The organism is Lactococcus sp. EKM203L (genome assembly GCF_011800585.1).
Taxonomy (GTDB): domain Bacteria; phylum Bacillota; class Bacilli; order Lactobacillales; family Streptococcaceae; genus Lactococcus; species Lactococcus lactis.
The window spans coordinates 130,709-152,180 of the sequence record NZ_JAALEQ010000002.1 but is presented as its reverse complement, the minus strand read 5'-3'; the positions used below and the strand labels follow the sequence as shown (position 1 = coordinate 152,180).

16 protein-coding genes are annotated in these 21,472 nt (G+C 36.6%); 15 read left to right on the top strand and 1 reads right to left on the bottom strand.

All coding sequences use genetic code 11. The annotated features are described in order from the left end of the window. Positions 1-123: 123 nt before the first annotated feature. From recR to recA, 15 genes are all read left to right on the top strand, one after another. Positions 124-720 carry a recombination mediator RecR gene (gene recR / locus HFD15_RS03950; RefSeq protein ID WP_003131648.1) on the top strand — a complete coding sequence of 199 codons (597 nt, stop codon included), beginning with the start codon at positions 124-126 and terminating at the stop codon, positions 718-720. 116 nt (positions 721-836) lie between these two features. Next, positions 837-1,886 carry a D-alanine--D-alanine ligase gene (locus HFD15_RS03945; protein WP_012897191.1) on the top strand — a complete coding sequence of 350 codons (1,050 nt, stop codon included), beginning with the start codon at positions 837-839 and terminating at the stop codon, positions 1,884-1,886. Positions 1,887-1,960: 74 nt separating this feature from the next. Next, on the top strand, positions 1,961-3,283 hold the full coding sequence (gene murF / locus HFD15_RS03940) for a UDP-N-acetylmuramoyl-tripeptide--D-alanyl-D-alanine ligase (RefSeq protein ID WP_021722376.1): 1,323 nt from the start codon (positions 1,961-1,963) through the stop codon (positions 3,281-3,283). A gap of 169 nt (positions 3,284-3,452) precedes the next feature. Then, positions 3,453-5,105, top strand: a complete 1,653-nt coding sequence (locus HFD15_RS03935; protein WP_058208280.1) for a peptide ABC transporter substrate-binding protein — start codon at positions 3,453-3,455, stop codon at positions 5,103-5,105. A gap of 307 nt (positions 5,106-5,412) precedes the next feature. Continuing rightward, positions 5,413-7,050 (top strand): peptide ABC transporter substrate-binding protein, encoded by a 1,638-nt coding sequence (locus HFD15_RS03930; RefSeq protein ID WP_023189938.1) that lies wholly within the window; start codon positions 5,413-5,415, stop codon positions 7,048-7,050. Between the two features lie 77 nt (positions 7,051-7,127). Further along, positions 7,128-8,039, top strand: coding sequence for an ABC transporter permease (locus tag HFD15_RS03925; protein WP_003131640.1), 912 nt, complete (start codon positions 7,128-7,130; stop codon positions 8,037-8,039). Between the two features lie 15 nt (positions 8,040-8,054). After that, a complete protein-coding gene (locus HFD15_RS03920; protein WP_003131638.1) occupies positions 8,055-9,086 on the top strand; it encodes an ABC transporter permease in 1,032 nt (343 codons plus the stop codon). Between the two features lie 2 nt (positions 9,087-9,088). Then, the gene (locus tag HFD15_RS03915) at positions 9,089-10,138 is read left to right on the top strand and encodes an ABC transporter ATP-binding protein (RefSeq protein ID WP_003131637.1); all 1,050 of its coding nucleotides are present in this window, start codon (positions 9,089-9,091) and stop codon (positions 10,136-10,138) included. Further along, the gene (locus tag HFD15_RS03910) at positions 10,135-11,076 is read left to right on the top strand and encodes an ABC transporter ATP-binding protein (RefSeq protein ID WP_025016563.1); all 942 of its coding nucleotides are present in this window, start codon (positions 10,135-10,137) and stop codon (positions 11,074-11,076) included. Before HFD15_RS03915 ends, HFD15_RS03910 begins: the two co-directional genes overlap by 4 nt. A gap of 229 nt (positions 11,077-11,305) precedes the next feature. After that, positions 11,306-12,877 carry a peptide chain release factor 3 gene (locus HFD15_RS03905; protein ID WP_015425810.1) on the top strand — a complete coding sequence of 524 codons (1,572 nt, stop codon included), beginning with the start codon at positions 11,306-11,308 and terminating at the stop codon, positions 12,875-12,877. Positions 12,878-13,140: 263 nt separating this feature from the next. After that, positions 13,141-14,784 (top strand): DEAD/DEAH box helicase, encoded by a 1,644-nt coding sequence (locus tag HFD15_RS03900; RefSeq protein ID WP_012897199.1) that lies wholly within the window; start codon positions 13,141-13,143, stop codon positions 14,782-14,784. Between the two features lie 363 nt (positions 14,785-15,147). Next, positions 15,148-16,059, top strand: a complete 912-nt coding sequence (gene era, locus HFD15_RS03895; protein WP_058208281.1) for a GTPase Era — start codon at positions 15,148-15,150, stop codon at positions 16,057-16,059. Positions 16,060-16,155: 96 nt separating this feature from the next. Next, positions 16,156-17,748, top strand: a complete 1,593-nt coding sequence (asnB, locus tag HFD15_RS03890) for an asparagine synthase B (protein ID WP_010905297.1) — start codon at positions 16,156-16,158, stop codon at positions 17,746-17,748. Between the two features lie 193 nt (positions 17,749-17,941). Beyond that, the gene (gene mutM / locus HFD15_RS03885; RefSeq protein ID WP_021723369.1) at positions 17,942-18,760 is read left to right on the top strand and encodes a DNA-formamidopyrimidine glycosylase; all 819 of its coding nucleotides are present in this window, start codon (positions 17,942-17,944) and stop codon (positions 18,758-18,760) included. Positions 18,761-18,913: 153 nt separating this feature from the next. Continuing rightward, positions 18,914-20,077 (top strand): recombinase RecA, encoded by a 1,164-nt coding sequence (gene recA, locus HFD15_RS03880; protein ID WP_023189932.1) that lies wholly within the window; start codon positions 18,914-18,916, stop codon positions 20,075-20,077. Positions 20,078-20,089: 12 nt separating this feature from the next. Here the strand turns inward: recA and HFD15_RS03875 are convergent, their stop codons facing one another. Then, the gene (locus HFD15_RS03875; RefSeq protein WP_003131627.1) at positions 20,090-21,463 is read right to left on the bottom strand and encodes an amino acid permease; all 1,374 of its coding nucleotides are present in this window, start codon (positions 21,461-21,463) and stop codon (positions 20,090-20,092) included. Between the last annotated feature and the right edge of the window lie 9 nt (positions 21,464-21,472).

Genomic DNA, 21,472 nt, shown 5'->3' with positions numbered 1-21,472 from the left:
ATAGGAGAGGCTTTTTATTTATAAGTGATTGAGAATTCTATCACCTTTCCTTTTCATTTTCAGTCTTTTATAGTAAAATTAATAAATTGAATAAAATATTTACAAGTGAAGAATTGGTGAAATATGTATTATCCTGAACCTATTGCTCGCCTGATTGAGTCGTTTTCAAAATTACCAGGGATTGGTCAAAAAACAGCGACTCGATTGGCTTTTTATACGATTGGCATGGAAGATCAAGATGTCAATGAATTTGCAAAAAATCTTCTGTCAGCAAAACGGGATTTGAGTTTTTGCTCGATTTGTGGGAATTTAACAGAAAGTGATCCTTGCGCCATTTGTACCGACCCAACGCGTGATCGAACAACTATATTGGTCGTTGAAGAATCTAAAGATGTTCTTGCTATGGAAAAAATTCGGGAATATCGAGGACTTTATCATGTTTTGCATGGTACGATTAGTCCAATGAATGGGATTTCTCCTGATGAAATTAATGTTAAAACATTGATTACAAGATTAATGGATTCAGAGGTTAAAGAAGTGATTATCGCAACTAATGCCACTTCTGACGGAGAAGCAACCGCCATGTATCTGGCTCGAATGATTAAGCCTGCAGGAATTAAAGTGACTCGCTTGGCTCGTGGATTAGCTGTAGGATCTGATATAGAATACGCAGATGAAATTACTTTATCAAAAGCGGTAGAGAATCGGTTGGAAATTTGATTTTTTCTGTGGTAAAATAAAAAAGACAATTACTGACAGAATTGTATTGTAAAAATATCGCATGCTGTCAGTAAAAAGAAGTGTCTGACAAAGCTGTCAGTAAAAAAGGAAGAAATATGTCAAAAGAAACATTAATTTTGTTGTATGGTGGTCGTTCTGCTGAGCGAGAAGTATCAGTTTTATCAGCAGAATCGGTGATGAGAGCTGTTAATTATTCTCGTTTTGTTGTAAAAACTTACTTTATCACTAAGGGTGGTGAATTCATAAAAACGCAAGAATTTACTGACAAACCTGCTGAAGAAGAAAAACTACTGACAAATGATTTGGCAGAATCTTATCCAAAGATTTCACCAGCAGCAATTTACGAAAAAGATGCCGTTGTATTCCCAGTTTTACATGGACCAATGGGTGAAGATGGCTCGATTCAAGGATTTTTAGAAATTTTACGTTTGGCATATGTTGGTCCAAATATTTTATCTGCTTCAAGCACAATGGATAAATTATTGGCAAAACACGTTTTTGAAGCGGTTGGTGTACCCCAGGTTCCTTATGTTGCAGCTTTTGCTGACGAAAATCAAGGAGAAATTGCTCAAGAAGTAGTCGAAAAATTAGAATTTCCAGTTTTTGTTAAACCTGCTAATATGGGTTCTAGTGTTGGAATTTCAAAAGTTGATGATTTAGCAGACCTTCAACCTGCGCTAAGCGAAGCCTATAAATATGATAACCGTGTTGTCATTGAACAAGGGGTGGATGCACGTGAAATTGAATGTGCTGTTTTGGGAAATAATAGTGACGTGTCTGCAACGCTTCCAGGTGAAGTTGTGAAAGATGTTGAGTTTTATGATTACAACTCAAAATATATTGATAATAAAATTCAAATGGACATTCCAGCAAAAGTTCCTGCTGATTTAGCTCAAAAAATGCAAGAATATGCTATAAAAGCGTACAAGGCAGTTAATGGGACGGGCTTGTCACGTTGCGATTTCTTTGTGACTAAGGATGGAAATGTTTATCTCAATGAAATTAATGCCATTCCAGGATTCACACAATGGTCAATGTATCCATTGCTTTGGGAAAATATGGGCTTATCTTATTCTGATTTAATTGAAAAGTTAGTTGATTTAGCTAAAGAAACTTTTGAAACACGTGAAAATCATCTTTTATAAAAAATACAAATCTGTCAGTAAATCGATTGCTGACAGATTTTTTTGTCAGTAAAAAGTGTTATAATGGAGTCACTATGAAACTCACAATTCACGAAATCGCCCAAGTCGTTGGCGCAAAAAATGATTGGTCGCAACTGGCAGATTTGTCAGTCAATAAAATTGAATTTGACAGCCGTTTGATTGAAAAAGGGGATATCTTTTTGCCACTTAAGGGGGCACGAGATGGTCATGATTTCATCAAAATCGCTTTTGATAATGGAGCAATAATCAGCTTTTCAGAAAAAGAAGTCGAACAAGCTCATCTCTTGGTTGACGATAATCTGCTTGCTTTCCAAAAATTAGCAAAATATTATCTTGAAAAGACAAAAGTTCCAGTCATTGCGGTGACAGGTTCAAATGGAAAAACAACAACCAAAGACATGATTGCTGCTGTTTTGTCTAAGAAATTTAAAACATACAAAACACAAGGAAATCACAATAATGAAATCGGCTTACCCTACACCATTTTACATATGCCGGACGATACTGAAAAATTAGTTTTGGAAATGGGAATGGATCACCCTGGTGATATTGATTTTTTATCAGAACTTGCTAAGCCTGAACTTGCTGTCATTACCTTAATTGGTGAAGCACATCTTGAACATATGGGAAGTCGCGAAAATATTGCTAAAGGGAAAATGGGGATTACGGCTGGTTTGCATGGTGAGCTTATTGCCCCTGCTGACCCAATTATTAATGCTTTTATCCCAGACAATCAAAAAATTATTCGCTTTGGTTTGCCCGGTGAAGATTTATTTATTACAAAATTAGTCGAACACAAAGAAAAATTAACTTTTGAAACTAATTTTTTAGATGAATCAATTACTATTCCAGTTCCTGGTAAATATAACGCGACGAATGCTATGTTAGCTGCTTTTGTTGGCTTACATTATGGACTTTCAGAAGCCGAAATAAAAAAAGCTTTGAAAGAAGTAGAGCTGACCAGAAATCGGACAGAGTGGAAAAAAGCAAAAAATGGTGCAGACCTTTTGAGTGATGTTTATAATGCCAATCCGACAGCAATGCGTTTGATTTTGGAAACTTTCCAAGCCATTCCTAAAAATGAGAATGGTCGAAAGATTGCAGTTCTTGCTGATATGTTAGAACTTGGACCCAGTGCAGCCCAACTCCATAAAGATTTATTGAAATCTATTGATTTCAATAAAATTGATAAAGTCTATCTTTATGGTGAAATGATGAAAAACTTGGCAGAAATTTCGACTGACAAAGCGGTCAGCTATTTTACAGATTTAGATTTACTGACAGAAAGTCTGTCAGCAGATTTGAAACCAACTGACCAAGTATTATTCAAAGGTTCAAATAGCATGAAACTTTCAGAGGTTGTTGAAAAATTATAATGATAAAAAATACTGACAGAAAGTTAGTATTTTTTTATTTTCATTAAATTATCAGAAAAATACAACAATATTCTTGACAATGTATTTTTGAAAAAGTATAATAAGTCCACATTTAATTTTCAGAATAATATGAAAATTCAATAGTATCTTTACGATTTGGAGAAAGCAGATGAAACAAGGAAAAATTATTGGACTCACCAGCATTATTGCCCTGTCAGGAATTATTTTAGTGGCCTGTGGCACAAAAACAAGTGAGCAAAAAAACATCAAATTTTCAATTCCCACAGATGTGGCATCACTTGATACTACAATTTTAACTGACCAGTATTCTTATGATGTTGCTGGAAATGTGGAAGAAGGATTGACACGCGTTGACTCTAAAGGAAATGCTGCCTTAGCACTTGCAAAATCAATTGACGTTTCAAAAGACGGCTTGACCTACACGGTTACTCTTAGAGATAATTTGAAATGGTCAAACGGTGACAAGTTGACTGCTAAAGATTTTGTTTATTCATGGAAAAGAGCAGTGGACCCTAAAACTGGTTCAGAATATGCCTATTTGATGGGGGCAGTTTCTGGGGCTAATGATATTATTTCTGGTAAATCATCACTCGATAGTCTAGGAATTAAAGCCGAGTCAGATACAGAATTTACAGTCACATTGGCACAACCAACACCATATTTTAAATTTCTTTTGTCAGAACCTGTTTATTACCCCCTTGACCAAAAAGTTGTTGATAAATATGGCAAACAATATGGAACGTCCTCAGATAAAACCGTTTATAATGGACCATTCATGTTCAAATCAGATAAAGGTTGGACAGGAACCAATAAAACTTTTTCAATTTATGCCAATCCAAACTACTATGATAAGTCGGCAGTCAAATCTAAACAAATTGATTTCCAGGTCATTTCAAATGCGAATACGGGAGCACAACTTTATAAACAAGGAAAACTTGATTTTACACTCCTTTCAACAACTGATTTGATTAATGCCAATAAAAAGACGAAAGGTTATACTGTCTTTAAACAAGCACGGACAGACTATATTGAATACAATCAATCCGGTAAAAACGCCTCAAGTCCAGACGCTCAAAAAGCACTATCTAATCAAAATATTCGTGAAGCCTTAAATTTGGCAACTAACAGAGCAGGAGTCGTCAAAACAGCCCTACCAGGTTCGACCGTTGCGACAAGCTTTACACCAGTGGGAATGAGCAAGACCTCAACAGGAGAAGATTTTGCAACTTATGCAAAACAAGATTATCGCTATGACCCGACAAAAGCAAAAGACCTCTGGGAAAAAGGATTAAAAGAGCTTGGCTTAACCAAGCTCACCCTTACCCTTGAAGCTGCTGGAGATTTAGCACCGTCAGAAGCAACAGCCAACTTTTTACAAACAGCCTATCAACAAAATCTACCAGGCTTGACTGTCAATTTAAAACTTGTTCCATTCAAACAAAGATTGAATGACGCTCAAAATGGAAATTTTGATATGGTTCTCTCAGGTTGGGGTGGAGATTACGCTGAACCTTCAACTTTCTTGCAACTCTTTACGACAGGCCAATCATATAATGACGGTAAATTTTCTAGTAAAACTTATGATGATGCCTTTAAAGCAGCAACAACAACGCCAGACGTTCTTGAACCAGCCAAAGTAGATGAACATTACAAAGCGGCAGAAGCAGCCCTCTATCAAGGGTCCTACATCAATCCAGTTGATTTTCAAGCCAATCCAGCTTTAATGAATCCTAAAATTACAGGCCTAGAATTTCATTCAACCGGTTTAGCTTACGACCTAAAATCGGCTTATGTTAAATAAAAAATACAAAAAGATAAATTTTCTGAAAATTTATCTTTTTTATTGAATATTCTTTCTGCAAAAATAAAACACGAACCAGTCAGAGCCCAATTAAATGAAAGGGTTTTAAATAAAAGTGTAGTAATAAATCTTTTTCAAAAGTTTGTGAAAACTTTCCGCTATTTAAAAATTAAATGTTAATTTTCAGAAAACATAACCATTATACTTTACAATTCAGGTTGAATTAAGTATAATACCAATATAATAAATTTTCTGACAATAATAAAAATTGCGAAGTCAGACACAATTCATGAAAGAGGGAAATTACATGAAGACTTGGAAAAAAGTTACCTTAGGTACAGTTGCACTTGGTTCGGCAGCTTTGCTTGCAGCATGCGGCAATAGCGGTTCTAGCTCATCGTCATCATCAAAAGACATTCAATGGAATTTGACATCACCTATTCAAACATTGGATTCATCACTCGCGACAGATACATATTCAAATATCATTATTGGTAATACCAATGCTGGTTTGACACGTGTGGACAAAGATGGTAAAGCACAGCCAGAATTGGCAAAATCAGTTGATGTATCAAAAGATGGCTTGACATATACTTTCCATCTTCGTGATGGCTTGAAATGGTCAAACGGTGATGCTTTGACAGCTAAAGACTTCGTTTATTCTTGGCAACGTGCGGTTGATCCAGCGACTGCTTCAGAATACGGATACCTCCTTGGCCCAGTTAAAAACGCCAACGAGATTAATGGTGGTAAAGCTGATAAATCAACACTTGGTGTTAAAGCAACTGATGACAAAACATTTGTTGTTACCCTTGCACAACCAACACCATACTTTGAATTCTTGACAGCTAACTCTGTTTATTACCCACTCAACCAAAAAGTGGTTGAAAAATATGGGAAACAATACGGAACATCTTCAGAGAAAATGGTTTACTCTGGACCATATAAATTTGAAAAATCAAAAGGTTGGAACGGTTCAAACCAAACATTCTCAATCGTGAAGAATGACAATTATTGGGATAAGAGCGCAGTTAAAACTAAAGAAATCGACTTCCAAGTGGTTCAAGACCCTAAAACTTCATTTAACCTTTATAAACAAGGTAAGATTGTCCAAGCAAGTATTGGTGACCCAGACCTTTTCAAAGCAAATAAAAATAATAAAGATGTCGTATCTTTGGATGAAGCAACAACAGCTTACATTCAATATAATCAATCTGGGAAAAATAAAGCTCTTGCTAACAAGAACATTCGTGAAGCCTTCAACCTTGCTACTGACCGCCAACAATATGTTGATACAGTAACGCCTGCTTCGAATCCTGCGACAGGCTTAACACCAGCGGGTATGGCTAAAACAAATACTGGTGAAGACTTTGCTAAGTATGCAGCACAACCATATAAATACGATGCCACAGCAGCTAAAGCAGCTTGGGCTAAAGGATTGAGCGAAATTGGCGAAACTAAACTTACTTTGACTTTAACAACTGATGATACATCAGCTTCTAAAGACTCAGCAACTTTCCTTAAACAAGCATGGGAAAAACAACTTCCAGGTTTGACTTTGAATATCAAATCAGTACCATTTAAACAACGTTTGAATGACTCTACTACTGGTAACTTTGATATGGTTATCTCACTTTGGGGTGGTGACTATGCTGAACCGTCAACTTTCCTTGATTTATTTGTAAAAGATGGACCAAATAATAATGGTAAAATCAATAACGTTACTTATGATAAAGCCATTAAAGCAGCTGAAGTAACAGATGCGCTTGATCCTGAAAAGCACTATGCAGACTATAAAGCGGCTGAAGAAGCACTTTATACAGAATCAAATCTCAATCCGCTGTACTTCCGTACAACTCCAGTCCTCCGTAATCCTAACCTTAAGGATGTACGCTTTGGTTCAACTGGTTTAATGTATGACTTCAAAACAGCTTACCTCAAATAATAATAGAGTTTTAGAGCAAGAAAGTTAGGATTGGCAGATTGCCAACCCTATCTTTTGCTTAGATTAGGAAATTTTTTATGATTAAATATATTCTTAAACGTTTGGGGCTTTTGCTTCTGACTTTGTTCCTGATTGTGACATTGACTTTCTTTATGATGCAAGTCATGCCCGGAACACCTTTCTCAAATCCCAAACTAACGCCAGATCAACTGGAAATTTTAAAACATGCCTATGGTTTAGATAAACCGCTTTGGCAACAATACTTTATCTATGTAGGACACATGTTCACAGGTAATTTTGGAACATCATTTGTTTATACAAACCAACCTGTTATTACAATGATCGCTCAACGTTTACCAGTTTCAATGCAACTTGGAGTTCAAGCGCTTATTCTTGGGACAATTCTTGGAGCCTTTATGGGAAAAGCTTCCGCTCGTCGTAAAAATGGCATCCTTGATGGAATTTTCGGTTTTGTTTCAGTCCTTGGGATTTCAGTTCCTTCATTCGTAATTGGTACCTTAATCCTTCTTTACTTAGGATTTAATTTGAATCTTTTCCCAATTTCTGGTTGGGGAACCTTCTCACAAACAATTATGCCAACAATCGCTCTTTCTTTTGCTCCAATGGCTGTGGTAACTCGTTTTGTTCGTTCTGAAATGATTGAGTCTTTATCTTCTGACTACATCTTGTTAGCTCGTGCTAAAGGACTTTCTGAAAAAGAAGTGGTCAATAAACATGCATTGCGTAATTCATTGATTCCAATGTTGACTTTGATTGGGCCAATGGCTGCCAATCTTTTGACAGGGTCGGTCTTGATTGAAAAAATCTTTTCAATCCCCGGGATTGGTTCACAATTTGTTGATTCAATTCCAGCCAAAGACTTCCCAGTTATTATGGCAACAACAATTGTCTATGCAGTAATCTTGATGCTATTTATCTTAGTTACAGATATTCTGACTGCAATTGTTGATCCACGAGTTCGTCTCTAGAAAGGGTTTGTCGAAATGGAAAATTTAAATAAAGACTTCACCCTTGTTGGTTCAAAGGGTTCAGATTCAACAGAAAAAATTGCGAAACCTGCCTTGAGTTTTTTCCAAGATGCTTGGCGTCGTTTTAAGAAAAATAAAGTAGCTTTGGTTGCCATGTGGATTATTGCGATTACATTGGTTTTCTCAGTAATCTCAGCATTTGTTGTACCACAATCAAAGGCAAATTACTTTGATCCAAATAAATCACAAGTTTATGGAAATCTTCCGCCAAAACTATCAGGTGATTTACCATTTTGGAATGGTGAATTTAAAGCACCGGGTTCTACTGAAAGAACAGATGTCTATAAATCACAAGATGTTCCAAGCAAAGACAAATATGTCTTCGGGACTGATAAATATGGTCGTTCATTAGCTAAACGAACAATTGTTGGTTTGCGTATTTCATTGATTATTGCCCTTGCTGCCGCCTTGATTGACTTAGTAATCGGGGTGACCTATGGGATTATTTCCGGCTGGATGGGCGGAAAAGTCGATATGGTCATGCAACGGATTATTGAAATCATCCAATCTGTACCTAACTTAGTTGTAGTAACAATGCTTGCTCTACTTTTGGGACAAGGAATTTCATCAATTATTATTGCGATTGGTCTATTTGCATGGACCGGGATGGCCAGGCAGGTACGGAACATGGTTCTCTCCTATAAGGAGCGTGACTTCGTCTTGGCCTCAAAAACTTTAGGACAATCTACTTGGAAAATTGCAGTAAAACATTTGTTGCCAAACGTTTCAGGGGTTATTGTTGTCCAAATCATGTTTGATATTCCAAGTATGATTATGTATGAGGCTGTTTTATCAGCGATTAACCTTGGGGTTAAACCGCCAACGTCTTCTTTGGGGACTTTGATTAATGATGGGATTGCAAGCTTGCAATTCTATCCATTCCAATTGATTATTCCAGCAGTAGTATTGTCTGTGCTTTCACTCACATTTATCTTCTTTGGAGATGGTTTGCGTGATGCATTTGACCCTAGAGCAAGTGAGGATTAGAAATGGCAGAAGAAAAAGTATTAGAAGTTAAAAATTTGCATGTCAATTTCCACACCTATGCTGGAGATGTTAAAGCGATTCGTGATGTTTCTTTTGATTTAGAAAAAGGACAGACCCTAGCGATTGTTGGTGAGTCTGGCTCTGGTAAATCAGTAACAACAAAAACTTTGATGGGCTTGAATGCGAAAAATGCGGTAATACCACAAGGTGAATTATTATTTAAAGGGCGTAACCTTCTTGATTTAAAAGAGGAAGAGTGGCAAAAAATTCGTGGAAATGAAATTTCAATGATTTTCCAAGACCCAATGACTTCTCTTGACCCAACAATGCGTATTGGAAAACAAATTGCTGAACCTTTGTTGAAACACAACAAAGGAATGAGCAAAGCCGATGCCATGAAACGGGCCCTCGAATTGATGCAACAAGTCGGAATTCCTGATGCCGAAGTGCATATTAATGATTATCCACACCAATGGTCAGGCGGGATGCGTCAACGTGCAGTTATCGCGATTGCCTTGGCTGCTGACCCTGAAATCTTGATTGCAGATGAACCAACAACTGCGCTTGACGTTACAATTCAAGCACAAATTATGCATATGATGGCTGAATTGCAAGAAAGAATTAATTCATCAATTGTCTTCATTACCCATGACTTGGGAGTTGTTGCTGGTTTTGCACATAAAGTGGCGGTAATGTATGCGGGTGAAATTGTTGAATACGGAACAGTTGAAGAAATTTTCTATAACCCACAACATCCATATACTTGGGGACTCTTAGATTCAATGCCAACGGTTGATTCAAGTGTGGACCGATTGGTTTCAATTCCAGGAACTCCACCTGATTTATTGAATCCACCAAAAGGGGATGCCTTTGCAGCACGTAATAAATTTGCCTTGGCAATTGATTTTGAAGAAGAACCTCCATACTTTGAAGTATCTCCAACACATTTTGCCAAAACTTGGCTTTTAGACCCACGAGCACCAAAAGTAACGCCTTCCGATAATATCTTGGCACGCTGGAAACGCTGGGAAGAATTGAAAGGGGATAAATGATGACAGAACCTAAAAAAGTAATTGAAATAAAAAACCTTGATTTGACTTTTAATAAAGGAAAGAAAGGGGCTAATAAGGCAATTAATAATGTTTCTTTAGATATTTATGAAGGAGAAACATTTGGTCTCGTTGGAGAATCTGGTTCTGGTAAAACGACGATTGGTCGAGCAATTCTTAAACTTTATGATAATTTCATTACTGGTGGAGAAATTCTCTTTGAAGGTAAAGATGTTCGTAATTTAAAAGGTTCGGAGTTGCGTGAGTATCGTTCAGAAGCACAAATGATTTTCCAAGATCCACAAGCTTCATTGAATGGACGGATGCGCGTTAAAGATATCGTTGCTGAAGGACTTGATGCTAATGGTTTAGTAAAAACAAAGGCTGAACGTGATGCTCGTGTATTGGAACTCTTACGTTTGGTTGGATTGAATGATGATCATTTGACACGTTATCCGCATGAGTTTTCTGGTGGACAGCGTCAACGGATTGGGATTGCACGTGCACTTGCCGTAAAACCTAAATTTGTCGTAGCTGATGAGCCTATCTCAGCACTTGATGTTTCAATTCAAGCTCAGGTTGTTAACTTGATGAGAGATATTCAAGCAAAAGAAAACTTGACTTACTTGTTTATCGCTCATGATTTGTCAATGGTTAAATATATTTCTGACCGAATTGGTGTCATGCACTGGGGGAAAATTTTGGAAGTTGGAACTTCTGACCAAGTTTACAATCATCCAATTCATCCTTATACTAAGAGTTTGCTAAGTTCAATTCCGTCACCAGACCCTATTTCTGAGCGGGAACGGACTCCAATTATTTATGACCCAACGGCTGAATTGGATGGACAAGAACGTGAAATGCGGGAAATTACCCCAGGACATTTTGTCTTCTCAACAGAGGCAGAGGCAGAAATTTACAAGAAAAACGCTACTGTATAAATAAAAAATTTAATGATAAAACAATTAGTTGTGCTGATTGTTTTTTCTTTTGGTTAATTACCAATCGAATGAATTTTTTAACTCTTTAGTTTGTTGGTAAGATTTGTAAAAATCAACTATAAAATCAGGGCAAATTTTGATATAATTAAAAGAACTATTTTTTTGAGGCTTAACCAATGTAAAATAAATTAAAAATATAAATGAATAATTAAAGAAAAAGAGAGTATAAATGACTTTACAAGAAGAAATAAAAAAACGCCGGACTTTTGCCATCATCAGTCACCCAGATGCTGGTAAGACGACGATTACAGAACAATTATTGAAATTTGGGGGAGCCATTCGGGAAGCGGGGACTGTAAAAGCTCGTAAAACTGGTAATTTTGCTAAGTCAGACTGGATGGATATTGAAAAAGAACGTGGAATTTCTGTAACAAGTTCTGTCATGCAATTTGATTATGCAGGCAAACGTGTTAATATCTTGGACACGCCTGGGCACGAAGATTTCTCAGAAGATACTTACCGAACATTGATGGCAGTTGATGCTGCGGTCATGGTTATTGACAGTGCTAAAGGGATTGAAGCACAAACGAAAAAACTTTTCCAAGTTGTAAAACGCAGAGGGATTCCGGTTTTCACTTTCATTAATAAACTTGACCGTGATGGACGTGAACCGCTTGATTTACTTTCTGAATTGGAAGAAATTCTTGGGATTGCGAGTGTACCAATGAATTGGCCAATCGGAATGGGGAAAAATTTCCAAGGACTTTATGATTTTACGCATGGTCGTGTGGAAGTTTATCAACCTGAGGATGGCAAACGTTTTGTTGAATTTGATGAAAATGGGGAAGTGCCGGCTAGTCATCCTTTGACAAAAAATCCATTCTTTACTCAAGCTTTAGAAGATGCTGAATTACTTTTGGATGCTGGGAATCAATTTTCTGAGGAAGAAGTTGTTGCAGGGCAATTGACACCAGTTTTCTTTGGTTCGGCTTTAACTAGTTTTGGGGTAGAAACTTTCCTTGAAACATTTTTAGAATATGCACCAGAGCCTCATTCACACAAAACGGTGGACGAAGAAGAAATTGAACCTTTAAATCCTGATTTTTCTGGTTTCATTTTCAAAATCCAAGCAAATATGGACCCACGTCACCGTGACCGAATTGCTTTTGTTCGGATTGTATCTGGTGAATTTGAACGAGGAATGGATGTTAATCTTGTTCGGACGGGTAAGAAAGTGAAACTCTCAAATGTCACACAATTTATGGCTGAATCGCGAGAAAATGTTGAGAATGCTGTAGCTGGTGATATTATTGGGGTTTATGATACTGGAACTTATCAGGTTGGGGATACATTAACCACAGGTAAATTGAAAAAATCTTTTGAACCATTGCCAACATTTACCCCTGAGCTCTTTATGCGTGTCCAAGCGAAAAATGTGATGAAACAAAAATCTTTCCAAAAAGGAATTGACCAATTGGTACAAGAAGGAGCTATTCAGCTCTACAAATCTTATACAACTGGTGATATTATGCTTGGTGCGGTTGGGCAACTTCAATTTGAAGTCTTTAAAGACCGGATGGAGCGTGAATATAATTCTGAAACAATCATGACACCCATGGGGACAAAAACGGTTCGTTGGATTAAAGAAGAAGATTTAGATGAAAAAATGTCTAGTTCACGTAATATTTTGGCACGAGATCGTTTTGACCATCCTTTATTCTTGTTTGAAAATGAATTTGCCATGCGTTGGTTTAAAGATAAATATCCAGATGTTGAATTAATGGAACAATTTTCAGTATAAAATTACTGACAGATATTTTATATAGTAGAAAAGCTTATATTCTTTAAAAAATATCATAAAAATTTACTGACAGCTTTGTCAGTATATTTTTTATGAAAATATTTTAAAAAAAGTAAAGGGCGTAAGCATTTTCAGTCAAAAAATTATGCTATAATAGATAAGTTACGTCAGGCGAGTCACATAAATTTCGCCTGTAGCAAGGGTTTCGTACCCTGTAATAAAAAGTTTGGCGTGGGAACACGCAGTAGAAATATAGGTAAAAAATGAAATTTAGTGAACTCGGCCTGTCAGAAGGAATCGTAAATACACTTACAGAGATTGGTTATGAACAACCAACACCAATCCAAGAACAAACAATTAAACTTGCACTTGAAGGGCGTGACGTTCTAGGTCAAGCGCAAACAGGAACTGGTAAAACAGCAGCATTTGGTCTTCCAACAATTGAAAAAATTGATGCTTCTAATCCAGCTATTCAAGCACTCGTTATTGCTCCAACCCGCGAACTTGCGGTTCAAGGACAAGAAGAACTTTTCCGTTTTGGTAAATCAAAAGGGCTTAAAGTTCGTACTGTTTTTGGTGGTTCAAGTATTGAAAAACAAATTAAAGGTCTTAAAGCTGGTGCACATATTGTTGTGGGAACACCAGGACGTTTGGTTGACTTGATTAAACGTAAAGCAATTAAATTGGATCAACTTGAAACTTTGATTCTTGATGAAGCTGATGAAATGTTGAACATGGGATTCTTGGAAGACATTCATTTCATCATTGAAAAAACACCAGAAGCTCGTCAAACATTGCTTTTCTCAGCAACAATGCCAAATGACATCAAAAAAATTGGTGTGAAATTCATGAAGAATCCTGAACACATCAAAATTGCAGCCAAAGAAATGACTGCTGACCGTATTGATCAATATTTTGTAAAAACAAAAGAATTTGAAAAATTTGATGTTTTGACTCGTTTGCTTGATGTTGAACGTCCAGAACTTGCAATTGTTTTCGGTCGTACAAAACGTCGTGTTGATGAATTGATTCGTGGTCTTAAATTGCGCGGTTACCGTGCTGAAGGAATGCACGGAGATTTGGACCAAAATAAACGTTTGGCTGTTTTGCGTGATTTCAAAGCAGGACATATTGACGTTTTGGTTGCAACTGACGTTGCTGCTCGTGGACTCGACGTGTCAGGAGTTACTCACGTTTATAACTATGACATTACTCAAGACCAAGAAAGCTATGTTCACCGTATCGGTCGTACCGGCCGTGCTGGTAAATCAGGACGTTCAGTAACATTTGTTTCATACAATGAAATGGGTTATCTTCGTGCCATTGAAAATATGACTAAAAAGCCAATGAAAGGCTTGAAACCACCTACAAAAGAAGAAGCTTACCAAGCGTCACTCTCAGTTGCTATGGATGATGTCCTTCGTGATTTGTCTGATGATTCAGCTAAAGCAAAATTGGCTAAATTTGACAAACAAGCAGCGAGCCTACTTGAAAAATTTGATGCTAAAGAATTGGTTGCTTTACTTCTTCAAGGTCGCGTAAAAGACCCTGATAATCAAGAAGAAGTTAAGATTACAGCTGAACGTCCATTGCCATATAATGGTGAAGGAAAAGGCTTCAAGAAAAAAGGTAAAGGTGGCGGCGGACGCTACAAAGGTCGTGGAAACGGTGACCGTGATGGCAACCGTGGCGGTTACCGTGGAAATCGTGATGGTAAAGATGGCGAACGCGGTGGAGATCGTAAACGCAACTGGAAAGACCGTGATGATAACCGTGGAGGTTACCGTGGAAAACGTGATGACCGTCGTTTTGACGATCGTAAACAAGGAGAAAAAACTCCTCGTAAACGTACCACAGGAACTGAAAAATCAGCTGGCTTCGTAATGCGTAGCCGTGGTGACAAATAAAAATAATCAAGAAATTTCGGTAAATAGAGGAATCATCAGTTAGCTGATGATTTTTTATTTTGTCAGCTGTCAGTAATTTTATTGTTTGAAAGTTAAACAATAAATCTGTCAGTAGTTTTTGAATACAAGATTATTCTGTCAGTAAATTTGCACTGAACATAATTGGATTTAACAAGCTGACGGAGATGACAAATGATTTTTAAAAACTCTGTCGCTTTCCGTCAGTTTAAAGCGATTGCTTAATGAGCTTTAAATCGGCGAATAAAGAATTTGTCAGCTTTACTGATGATTCTGTCAGTAATTTTCTCAATCATTTTTTAGAATTTTACTTAAAAAGGACTGATTTTATGCTATAATAGCGCTATGACAAATAACAAATTTAAATCAGGATTTGTGGCGATTTTAGGTCGTCCAAATGTTGGAAAATCAACATTTATGAACCACGTGATGGGACAAAAAATTGCCATCATGTCAGATAAACCTCAAACAACAAGAAATAAAATTCAAGGAATTTATACTACAGAAAATGAACAAATTGTTTTCATTGATACGCCAGGTATTCACAAACCACACAATGCTTTAGGCGATTTCATGGTTCAATCTGCTTATTCGACTTTACGTGAATGTGATGTCGTTTTGTTCATGGTTGCGGCTGATGAACCACGTTCAACCGGTGAAAATATGATTATTGAGCGCTTGAAAAATGCAGAAGTTCCTGTCATTTTGGTCGTCAATAAAATTGATAAAATTCATCCTGACCGTCTTTTTGAAATTGTAGCCGATTATACTTCACAAATGGAGTTTTCTGAAGTGGTTCCAATCTCAGCTAAACAAGGGAATAATACAGAAAGATTAATTGATACGCTCTCTGAAAAATTGGACGAGGGTCCTCAATATTTCCCAGAAGATCAAATCACTGACCATCCTGAGCGTTTTCTTGTTTCAGAAATGATTCGTGAAAAAATCTTATTATTAACTCGGGAAGAAGTTCCACATTCAATCGCAGTCACTACTGACCAAATGACTCGAGATGAAGAAACTGGAAAGATTCATATCATGGCAACAATTATTGTTGAACGCAAGAGCCAAAAAGGGATTATTCTTGGTAAAGGCGGCGATATGATTCGTAAAATCGGGAAAATGGCTCGTCGAGATATTGAAATTATGCTTGGGGATAAAGTTTATCTTGAAACTTGGGTCAAAATCAAAAATGACTGGCGCGACCGAAAAATGGATTTAGCTGACTTTGGCTACAATCGTGATGATTATATGTAATGAAAATAGCGAATTGTCGCTATTTTTGTTTTATTATGAAATTTCCAGACAATTGTGATATAATATTGAAAATTATAATTATTATTGGGGGAAATTATGTGCGGTTTTTTATTTATGGAAACATCTGATTTAACGATAGAAGAGTTTAAAAGTAATTTGGAATTGATTGAGCATCGAGGACCAGATGACCAACAGCATGTTCGTGATACTTTGGGAAATGATTTTGGTTTTTGCCGACTTTCAATCATGGATTTATCAGACTTGGGACGTCAACCCTTTGGTTTAAATGGCAAAAGAGTTATGTGTAATGGTGAAATCTATAACTTTTTAAGTCTCCGTAAGTTCTTGGAAACAAAAGGTTATAAATTTACTGGTGATTCTGACTGTGAGGTTCTTTTACCACTTTTTGAAACTACTGGAATCGAAACAATGGTAAAAATGCTTGATGCTGAATTTGCTTTTGTCTTGGTTGATGAAAACACTGCTGAAATTTTTGCCGCTCGTGACCCATTTGGGATTCGTCCACTTTTTTATGGTTATAATAAAGTAACAGGCAAAATTTCGTTTTCATCCGAAGCCAAAGCACTAATTTCAACATGTAATGATGTGACACCATTTCCTCCAGGTTACTACTATGCCAATGGTGAATTTCATGTTTTTAATGACATTGCTGAGGTTTCAACAATTGTTGAAGAACCTTTGGCTGAAATTTCAGGACATATTCGTCGCAAATTGGAACGTGCAGTCAAAAAACGTCTTCATGCTGATGCTCCAATGGGATATCTCTTGTCAGGTGGTTTAGATTCATCATTGGTTTGTGCGATTGCAGCTAAGGAATTAGAAAGTCCAATCAAAACCTTTGCTATTGGAATGGAAACCGATCCGATTGATTTGAAATATGCTCGTGAAGTGGCAGATTTCTTACGAACTGACCATACCGAAATTCTGATGACAAAAGAAGATGTACTTTCAGCAGTCCGTGAAGTGATTTGGCACTTAGAAACATGGGATATCACAACTATTCGGGCTTCTATTGGCATGTATTTAATCTGTAAATATATTCATGAGAATACAGAACTGAAAGTTTTGATGACTGGTGAAGTTTCTGATGAAATGTTTGGTTATAAATATACTGACTTTGCTCCATCAGCGGGTGCCTTTCAAAAAGAAGCTCAAAAACGAGTGCATGAACTTTATATGTATGACGTCCTGCGGGCTGACCGCTGTTTAGCGGCTCATTCTCTTGAAGCGCGTGTTCCTTTTGCTGATTTGGATTTTGCGGCCTATGTCATGTCTATTAATCCCAGCAGAAAATTGAATACTTATGGCAAAGGGAAATATCTCTTGCGTCATGCTTTTGAAGGGACTGAACTATTGCCAGATGAGATTTTATTCAGAGAAAAAGCTGCTTTTTCTGACGCTGTTGGTCACTCAATGGTTGACTATTTAAAAGAATTTGCTGACGAAAAATATTCTGATGAAGACTTAGCAAAGGCCAGTGAAAAGTATCCAAAACATACACCATTTACCAAAGAATCATTGATGTATCGTGAGATTTTTGAAGAATTTTATCCAGGATATGAAGATTGGATTCTTGATTTTTGGATGCCAAATCGCGATTGGGTTGGGGCAGAAGTTACTGACCCATCAGCTCGCGTCTTATCAAATTATGGTGATTCTGGAAAATAAATTTTGAAATCTTTATCATAAAAAAATGAATGAGAAATGTTAAAATAGTCACTGATGAAACTTATCTAATGATAATTGTCAGTGATTTTTTTATATTTAAATTTAATTAAGAATACAAAAGAAAGTTATCAGTAAAAAATGAATTAAAATTTACTGACAGACTTGTTAGTAAATTTTTTGATGTGAGGGAAAAATGCCAGAGTTACCAGAAGTTGAAACGGTGAGAAGAGAGCTTGAAAAAAGAATTGTTGGACAAAAAATTGTATCTATAGAAGCCACTTATCCAAGAATGGTTTTAACTGGTTTTGAGCAATTGAAAAAAGAATTGACAGGAAAAACCATTCATGGCATTTCACGTCGCGGGAAATATTTAATTTTTGAAATTGGCGAGAAAGATCGTTTGATTTCTCATCTGCGGATGGAAGGAAAATATCGACTTGCAAGTCTCAATGTTCCAATGGAAAAACATGACCATTTAGCCCTTAAATTTACTGACGAACAATTAATTTATGCTGACGTAAGAAAATTTGGGACTTGGGAATTGATTTCTACTGACCAAGTCCTTCCATATTTTTTGAAGAAAAACATTGGTCCGGAGCCAACTTATGAAACTTTTGATGAACAGATTTTCCGAGAAAAATTGCAGAAATCGACAAAGAAAATTAAACCTTTTCTACTTGAACAAACATTAGTGGCTGGACTTGGAAATATTTACGTTGATGAAGTGCTCTGGCTAGCAAAGATTCATCCAGAAAAAGTGGCAAATCAACTGACAGAAAATTCTATTCATCTTTTACATGATTCTATCATTGAAATTTTGCAAAAAGCAATTAAATTAGGCGGCTCAAGCATCAGAACTTATAGTGCCTTAGGTTCAACAGGAAAGATGCAGGACGAATTACGAGTGTATGGAAAAACAGGGGAAAAATGTGTGCGTTGTGGCAATGAAATTCAAAAAATAAAAGTGGCTGGTCGGGGGACCCACTTTTGCCCATTCTGTCAGCAAAAATAATGACTTGATTTTTACTGACAGCTTTTAAAAATTAATTTAAAAAACTCAGTGACAAAGTTAATAAAAAAACGTATAGATAGAATATAGGGGCTTATAAAAAATCCTGAAAAATGCTATAATTAAACAATAAATAAAGAATAACGGAGATAAAATTTGGCAACAAAGAAAAAAACAAATTTTGATGATATTACCAAAAAATATGGCGCTGAACGTGACAAAGCTTTGGCAGATGCACTTGCTCTGATTGAAAAAGACTTTGGGAAAGGTTCACTTATGCGACTTGGCGAAGCAGCCAACCAGAAAGTGTCAGTAGTAAGTTCAGGCTCACTTGCACTTGATATTGCGCTTGGTGCAGGTGGATATCCTAAAGGACGTATCGTTGAAATCTACGGACCAGAATCTTCTGGTAAAACAACAGTCGCTCTTCATGCCGTTGCAGCGGTTCAAAAAGAAGGTGGAATTGCAGCCTTTATCGATGCTGAAAATGCGCTTGACCCAGAATATGCAAAAGCGCTCGGTGTCAATATCGATGAACTTTTACTTTCACAACCAGACTATGGTGAACAAGGGCTTCAAATTGCTGAAAAATTGATTACATCTGGTGCAGTTGACTTAGTTGTTATTGACTCAGTTGCAGCTTTGGTACCTAAAGCCGAAATTGACGGTGAAATTGGTGACAGTTCAGTTGGGCTTCAAGCTCGTATGATGTCACAAGCCATGCGTAAACTTGCAGGACATATTAATAAAACAAAAACAACAGCTATTTTCATCAACCAATTGCGTGAAAAAGTTGGGGTTATGTTTGGTTCGCCAGAAACAACACCTGGTGGTCGTGCATTGAAATTCTACGCTTCTGTACGTCTTGATGTACGTGGTTCAACAAAAATCGAAGAAGGTTCTGGAGATAACAAGACCCAAATCGGTAAAATCACAAAAATCAAAGTCGTTAAAAATAAAGTGGCTCCACCATTCAAGGTTGCTCTCGTTGATATCATGTTTGGTGAAGGAATTTCAAGAACCGGTGAACTTTTAAACATTGCTGTTGATGAAGGAATCATCAAAAAATCAGGCGCTTGGTTTGCTTACAATGACGAAAAAATTGGTCAAGGAGCAGAAAAAGCGAAGAACTATCTCAAAGAACATCAAGAAATCTTTGATGAAATTGACCATAAAGTTCGTGCCGCACACGGTCTTCTTGATGAAGCAGAAGTAGCAGAAACTACAGAAGATACTTCAACAAAAGCTAAGGCAACTAAAGCTAAAAAAGAAGAAAAAGTAGTCGAAACTGAAGAAATTGAACTCGAACTTGAAGATTAAAAAAACAGCTGATTATTCAGCTGTTTTTATTTTTTTAAAGAAAGTAAATAGTCCAAAAATAAGAACCCAGATCACAGAACCAATAGCCGGAACAATTGTATCTTTAAAGCAGAATAGTGAAATAAAGATTAAGACAAATCCAGCAATGGCTAATGGAATAAAGATGTGTGCTGCAGGTAAAACAAACCCTTTAGGATCAAAATCGCTTGATTTCCGATATTTAAGATAAGTAATTAAGGTCATCAGATAAACCACTAGAAAAAGATTGGTTGCGACACTGGTAATAAAGACAAAAGAATTAGAAATCGCAGGAATCATCGAGATGAATGGAGTAAATAGAATTAATAATGAGGTGAAAAGTAAAGCATTTACTGGTACACCAGCTTTTGAAAATTTAGTAAATGGTTTAAGTATTTTATCATTATTGAGTTTTGATAAAGAATAAAGATTACGAGTGATTGAAAAGAGGGCAGAGTTTAAAGCCGAAGCAGCAGAAGTTAGTACGACAAAGTTCACTAAAGCCGCTGCCCACTTAATTCCAATGAGTTGGAAAATGGTAACAAATGGTGATTTATCAGCCGGAATATCGCGCCATTGGTAGATACTCATAATTGCCAACAGTGCCCCAACATAAAAGAGGACAATCCGAATTGGAATTTGGTTGATCGCTTTTTTCAAAGTTGGTCTAGGATTATCTGTTTCTGCTGCAGTCATTCCGATGAATTCCATCGAAACAAAAGCAAACATGACCATCTGGAAGCTTTCAAAGAAATTAGAAAGCCCATTTGGGAAGAACTCGAAGCCTTTGGTGATATTAGTTACACTTACAGTATCAGTTCCTGTATGATAATGACTAAAAATGAGGATTATTGCCGTTAAAATCAAACCAATAATCGCCACAATTTTAATCATCCCAAACCAAAATTCGGTTTCTCCAAAAAATTTTGGATTTAAAGTATTCAATAAAGTTAAAAGAACTAATACAAAGACTTCTGTCATCCAAATTGGTAAATCCGGCAACCAAAAATTAATATAAGTCCCAATAGCAATTAGCTCAGCCATAGCTACAAAAACAACAACCAGTAAATAAGACCACTGAATAAAGTAACCAGGTTTTTCACCGAGATAACGTGACACAAAATTTAAAAAGGAATGTTGATTGGGATCTTGGTAAAGCATCTCCCCGATAGCTCTTAGGAGAATATACATAAGCGCACCGATTATTAAATAAACAAAAATAATTGATGGGCCGGTGAGGTGAATCGATTTTCCGGCACCGAGGAATAATCCCGTACCAATTGTTCCAGCAATGGCAATAAGTTGAATATGCCTATTTTTTAAACCACGTTGTGAGGGCTTATTTTCTTCATTTTGATTTGTATTCATAATATTATA

Excerpts from the sequence above, each read along its gene's own strand:
- recR (WP_003131648.1), top strand. The coding sequence starts at position 124 with ATGTATTATCCTGAACCTATTGCTCGCCTGATTGAGTCGTTTTCAAAA.
- HFD15_RS03945 (WP_012897191.1), top strand. The coding sequence starts at position 837 with ATGTCAAAAGAAACATTAATTTTGTTGTATGGTGGTCGTTCTGCTGAG.
- murF (WP_021722376.1), top strand. The coding sequence starts at position 1,961 with ATGAAACTCACAATTCACGAAATCGCCCAAGTCGTTGGCGCAAAAAAT.
- HFD15_RS03935 (WP_058208280.1), top strand. The coding sequence starts at position 3,453 with ATGAAACAAGGAAAAATTATTGGACTCACCAGCATTATTGCCCTGTCA.
- HFD15_RS03930 (WP_023189938.1), top strand. The coding sequence starts at position 5,413 with ATGAAGACTTGGAAAAAAGTTACCTTAGGTACAGTTGCACTTGGTTCG.
- HFD15_RS03925 (WP_003131640.1), top strand. The coding sequence starts at position 7,128 with ATGATTAAATATATTCTTAAACGTTTGGGGCTTTTGCTTCTGACTTTG.
- HFD15_RS03920 (WP_003131638.1), top strand. The coding sequence starts at position 8,055 with ATGGAAAATTTAAATAAAGACTTCACCCTTGTTGGTTCAAAGGGTTCA.
- HFD15_RS03915 (WP_003131637.1), top strand. The coding sequence starts at position 9,089 with ATGGCAGAAGAAAAAGTATTAGAAGTTAAAAATTTGCATGTCAATTTC.
- HFD15_RS03910 (WP_025016563.1), top strand. The coding sequence starts at position 10,135 with ATGATGACAGAACCTAAAAAAGTAATTGAAATAAAAAACCTTGATTTG.
- HFD15_RS03905 (WP_015425810.1), top strand. The coding sequence starts at position 11,306 with ATGACTTTACAAGAAGAAATAAAAAAACGCCGGACTTTTGCCATCATC.
- HFD15_RS03900 (WP_012897199.1), top strand. The coding sequence starts at position 13,141 with ATGAAATTTAGTGAACTCGGCCTGTCAGAAGGAATCGTAAATACACTT.
- era (WP_058208281.1), top strand. The coding sequence starts at position 15,148 with ATGACAAATAACAAATTTAAATCAGGATTTGTGGCGATTTTAGGTCGT.
- asnB (WP_010905297.1), top strand. The coding sequence starts at position 16,156 with ATGTGCGGTTTTTTATTTATGGAAACATCTGATTTAACGATAGAAGAG.
- mutM (WP_021723369.1), top strand. The coding sequence starts at position 17,942 with ATGCCAGAGTTACCAGAAGTTGAAACGGTGAGAAGAGAGCTTGAAAAA.
- HFD15_RS03875 (WP_003131627.1), bottom strand. The coding sequence starts at position 21,463 with ATGAATACAAATCAAAATGAAGAAAATAAGCCCTCACAACGTGGTTTA.